This is a genomic window from Pseudomonas sp. 18.1.10 (assembly GCF_024655625.1).
Taxonomy (GTDB): Bacteria; Pseudomonadota; Gammaproteobacteria; order Pseudomonadales; family Pseudomonadaceae; genus Aquipseudomonas.
On the sequence record NZ_JANLGL010000316.1, the window covers coordinates 1 to 4,774 of the forward strand.

Here is a 4,774-nt window from a genome sequence, read left to right on the forward strand (position 1 = left end):
GCGTCAAGCTCAGCAGCGGCAGTTTTTGCGGTGGGGCGTGCAGGCTGAAGCTGGCTGTTTGGCCAAGCATGGAGTCGGCGGCGAGGTCGAGGTCGGTGCTGGTGAATTCCACGCGGTAGGTGAACGGCTGACCTAAGCGCTCCTCGCCTTCAAAAGCCAGGACATCGAGTAGAGCAGCGAGGTTGCGTACACGCAGTGTGTGGCGGCTGTGATCGAAGAACGGGCACGACGTCATCGCTTTACTCCTGAACGCAAAAGAGCCCAGAGAGTAAAGTTTTGCTATCGCAAATGAATGTCGGAAAATTCGACTTTACGAGAAAGGCGCTTCCTGATCGGCCTCTCTCAACTTGCCTCTACTGCGTCGCGAGACGATGCACCTCAATCACCAACCCCTCCTCCTCACTCGGCACACAGAAGTGCCGGGTAATCAGGTCGAACTCAGCGTCAGTCGCCGCAAAATCATGCTCGCCCCGGGCATTCCTGGCGTGCAGCCGGGCGCGGCATGTGGCGTCGTCCAGTTCCAGGTAATGCAGGCAGTGCGGCACCTGGGCCGTCTGCGCCAGGCTGCGCAGCCATTCGCGGTTGGCCAGGGTGTTGGCGGGAAAGTCCATCACTACGTTGACCCCCGATTGCAGCAGGCGGATCACCAGCGGCCCGAGCGCGTCGCGGATACGTTGGGCGCTGCGCAGGTAGTCCGCGATGGAGAGGATTTCCCCCGGATAGAGCTGTGCCAACCAGTGGTCTTCGCTGAGCACAATGGCGGCGTGCTCGGCAGCGAGGCGGTTGGCGAGCGTGGATTTCCCGGAGGCGATCTTGCCGCAGAGTAGATGCAGGGTAGGCATGGGGACGTTTCCTTGTGTCGGTCACCGAGCATGCCCGGCGGCGCGTGGCCGGGCAACACTCTTCAATCCCTGGACTATGCTCAAGCAGCCATTGGGAGCGCAGCGCGTCCGAGGGCACTGAGAGCGGCGGCGCCAGCCGCCACTAATGGCCTTTTGGATAGGAAGTCCTATGACCAGACAGACAAGCGTATTGGGCTTGATCGCCCTGCTCCCCCTGGCCCTGGCCCACGCCGACGATGGCGGCATCAGCTTCTGGCTGCCCGGCCAGTTCGGCGCACTCGCCGCCGCCCCGGTCACGCCGGGCTGGAGCCTGCCGCTGATCTACTACCACGTCAAAGCCAGCGATAACAAAAACAAGGCCTTCCCACGCGGCGGGCGCACGGTGGTCGGGCTGGATGCCGAGGCCGACCTGCTCTTCGCCAGCCCCACCTATACCTTTGCAACCCCGGTACTGGGCGGCGCCCAGGCGGCGATTTCGGCGGTGGGGGCGGTGGCGCGCTCCGAAGCCAGTATCGATGCAACGGTCACCGGGCCGCGCGGCCGTTCGTTCTCCGGCGGGACCAATGACAGCCTCAAGGGCGGCAGCGATCTGTACCTGCTCGGCACGTTGAAATGGAACCACGGCGTGCACAACTTCATGGCCTACACCATGGGCAATATTCCCATCGGCGCCTATGACCCCAACCGCCTGGTGAATATCGGCCTGGGCCATGCTGCCCTGGATGCCGGTGGTGGCTACACCTACTTCGACAAGACCAACGAGTTCTCCGCCGTGGCCGGCATGACCTACAACTGGGAAAACCGCGACACCCGCTACCAGAACGGCATCGACGCCCACCTCGACCTCAGCGCCTCGCACTTCCTCACCTCACAAACCCTGGTCGGCCTGGTCGGCTACTACTTCGAACAAGTCACCGGCGACAGTGGCAGCGGCGCGGCGCTGGGGGATTTCAAGTCACGGGTCGCCGGGATTGGCCCGCAAGCCGGGCACTTTTTCAAGGTGAGCGATGAGTTGTGGTACGCCAATATCAAGGGTTATTACGAGTTCGACGCCAAGAACCGCCCCGATGGCTGGAACCTATGGGTGTCGCTGGTCATTCCCCTGAATGGCACGAAATGACCGCCCTCACGCCGTGCGCCGCTGCCAATGCTCATAGAACGCCAGCGACGCGACGTTCTTGTCCTTGGCCTCCAGCATGATGTCGAAACGGTCGAGAAACTGCAGCGCGTAGTCATTGGTCCAGCGGTTCCACATCTGCGCGCTGTGGCCGTACAGGTCGCGCTTGGACACCACCTGCATCAGCGCATCCATTTCCAGCTTGTGGTCCGCGTCAAAGCCCAACTCTTGCAAGCTCTCCTGCGGCTGGGAGTAATGCATGGTCGGGCGCACACCACGCCAGCTGTCGATGACCCGCGCGACCCGCTCGGAGTGCGGGTCGATATAGTCGTTTTCATTGATCCAGCAGTGGTGGATATCCAGCACCACCGGCGCCAGGTCGGCGACTTGCAGGCAGTGGTCGAGGCCGTAGGTCTTCTCGTCATTCTCGAAGGTGATGCAGTTGCGCGCCACTTGCGACAAGCGCGCCCACACCGCACGCGTGCCCTCCACGCCCAGGCGGCCGGCGATGTGCACGTTGCACTTGAGGTCCTGGAACTGCCGGCCATAGCCCATCATGCGGATCATATCGGCGTGGTATTCGAACTCGGCCAGGCTGTTGTCCACCACGCCGGGGTTTTCCGAGCCGAGCACGCAATATTGGCCGGGGTGAAAGGACAGGCGGATATCCGACGCCCGCGCCAGTTCGCCGATGGCGGCAAACCCCTCGACCAACTGCTGCGCGATGGCCGGGTCCTGGTACACCGCGGCGACTTTCGGGTGGCTATAGAACGGCAACAGGTCGCTGCTCAGGCGCAGCATGCGCAAGGTCGGCGGCAACCCGGCGACATAGCGCAACAGGTGCAATTGCGCGGCGAGGTTATGGGTGACCACTTCCACCAGCTTGGCGCGGGCCACTTGGGGCGTGACGCTGTCCATCCAGCGCAAGGTGGTGGTGCGCGGGTTGTACGGGCCTTCGATCAATTTCAGGGCACTGGCCGAGAGCAGGCGTTCGGGATGCTTGTATTGGCATGCAAAGCCGATGCGTGGATGAGTCATGGGAGTGCCTGGCGGGGATAAAAAGGAGGGATGATACGGGGTTAGGCGCGAGGCAATTCAAGAGGTTCAGTGCTTTTTTACGCGAGCAAAGCGTTAGATACCTTCCCGCGCTGCAGCCAGCGCGGGAAGTGACGGGTTAAAGGTCAGTGATTTCCTTGTGGCGCGGCACCAGCGTCTTCATCACGCTCCAGGCCACCAGGTACGCCAGCGCACAGATCGCGAACATAATCATGTAGCCGGTGTGGATGTCGTTGATCGACTTGTAGTAGTCGAACACCCAACCGCCGATCTTGGTCATCACCACGCCGCCCAGGCCGCCGGCCATGCCGCCGATGCCGACCACCGAGGCCACGGTTTTCTGCGGAAACATGTCGGACACGGTGGTGAAGATATTGCACGACCACGCCTGGTGCGCTGAAGCGCCCACACCGATCAGCAACACCGGCACCCAGAAGCTGATATAGCCGAACGGCTGCGCCAGCAGCACCACCAGCGGGAACAAGGCGATAATCAACATCGCTTTCATGCGCCCGTCATACGGCGCATCGCCCCGGGCCATGAAGTAGCTGGGGAACCAACCGCCACCGATGCTGCCGACCATGGTCATGCTGTACAGCACCGCCAGCGGCATCACGATATCGGCGCCTTTCATGCCGTATTGCGCCGACAGGTACGTGGGCAGCCAGAACAGGAAAAACCACCACACGCCGTCGGTCATGAACTTGCCGAAGGCAAATGCCCACGTCTGGCGGTAGGTCAGCAGCTTGAACCACGAGACTTTTTTCTCTTTGGCACCGGTCGCCACCGGGGTGAACGGTTGTACGGTCTCGTCACTGCGGATGTAGGCCAGTTCTGCGGCCGACAGGCGTTTTTGGTGCTCGGGTTTCTCGTAGAGCGCGATCCACACCGCCACCCACACAAACCCCAGCGCACCGATCACGATAAACGCCGCTTCCCAGCCCCAAAGGCCTGCGATCAACGGTACGCAAATCGGTGCCAGGATCGCGCCAACGTTGGCGCCGGAGTTGAAGATGCCGGTGGCGAATGAGCGTTCTTTCTTCGGGAAGTATTCAGCCGTGGCCTTGATCGCAATCGGAAAGTTACCCGCCTCGCCAATCGCCAACACGGCACGGGACAGCATGAAACCGGCAATCGACACCGGAATCACCGCCAAGCCAATCGCCCCGCTGACAGCGGCGATGCCCTCACCCATCGGCACCGAGAACGCATGCATGATGGCGCCCGTGGACCAGATGCCAATCGCCACCACATAGGCAGTCTTGGTGCCGATCTTATCGACCAGGCGTCCGGCAAACAGCATGGAGATGGCGTAGACAAACTGGAACACCGCCGCGATGTTCGCGTAGTCGGTGTTGCTCCAGCCAAATTGCGTGGACAGCTGCGGCGCCAGCAGGCTGAGCACCTGGCGGTCGAGGTAATTGACGGTGGTGGCAAAGAACAGCATTGCGCAGATGGTCCAGCGATAGTTGCCTACCGCCTGGCCAACGCGCTGGGCGTTGATGGGCTCGTTCAAGTTCATGGCATCACTTTTTTATTTTTGTTAGGTAGGACATACGTAACGTCATATGTCGTCGTACAACTGTGACTTTTATAGCGGTCGCCCTACACGCTGTCAATGTGAAAGATTGCGGTTTATTGAGGTATGTGATGCACAAGGCAAAAGAAGTTGTAGGATGACACTATCGATTGACCAGACAGCGCTTAACTGTGGGAGCTGGCTTGCCTGCGATGGCGGCGTGTCAGTTGCAGGGGCTCT

At 61.1% G+C, this 4,774-nt stretch carries 5 protein-coding genes; 1 reads left to right on the top strand and 4 read right to left on the bottom strand.

From position 1 onward, the window contains the following. A partial coding sequence (locus NUV89_RS27650) for a hypothetical protein (protein ID WP_257783814.1) occupies positions 1–235 on the bottom strand: 235 nt, incomplete at its 3' end. A 118-nt stretch (positions 236–353) separates the two neighbouring features. Next, the gene (locus tag NUV89_RS27655) at positions 354–842 is read right to left on the bottom strand and encodes an ATP-binding protein (RefSeq protein WP_257783815.1); all 489 of its coding nucleotides are present in this window, start codon (positions 840–842) and stop codon (positions 354–356) included. Between the two features lie 169 nt (positions 843–1,011). On the opposite strand from NUV89_RS27655, the gene NUV89_RS27660 reads away from it, so the two are divergent. Beyond that, positions 1,012–1,962, top strand: a complete 951-nt coding sequence (locus NUV89_RS27660; RefSeq protein ID WP_257783816.1) for a transporter — start codon at positions 1,012–1,014, stop codon at positions 1,960–1,962. Positions 1,963–1,968: 6 nt separating this feature from the next. On the opposite strand, the gene NUV89_RS27665 is transcribed toward NUV89_RS27660, so the two are convergent. Both NUV89_RS27665 and NUV89_RS27670 read right to left on the bottom strand, forming a co-directional pair. Beyond that, positions 1,969–2,997 (bottom strand): UV damage endonuclease UvsE, encoded by a 1,029-nt coding sequence (locus NUV89_RS27665; protein WP_257783817.1) that lies wholly within the window; start codon positions 2,995–2,997, stop codon positions 1,969–1,971. 136 nt (positions 2,998–3,133) lie between these two features. Then, complete coding sequence (locus NUV89_RS27670) at positions 3,134–4,537, bottom strand: MFS transporter (protein ID WP_257783818.1); 1,404 nt, start codon at positions 4,535–4,537, stop codon at positions 3,134–3,136. Between the last annotated feature and the right edge of the window lie 237 nt (positions 4,538–4,774).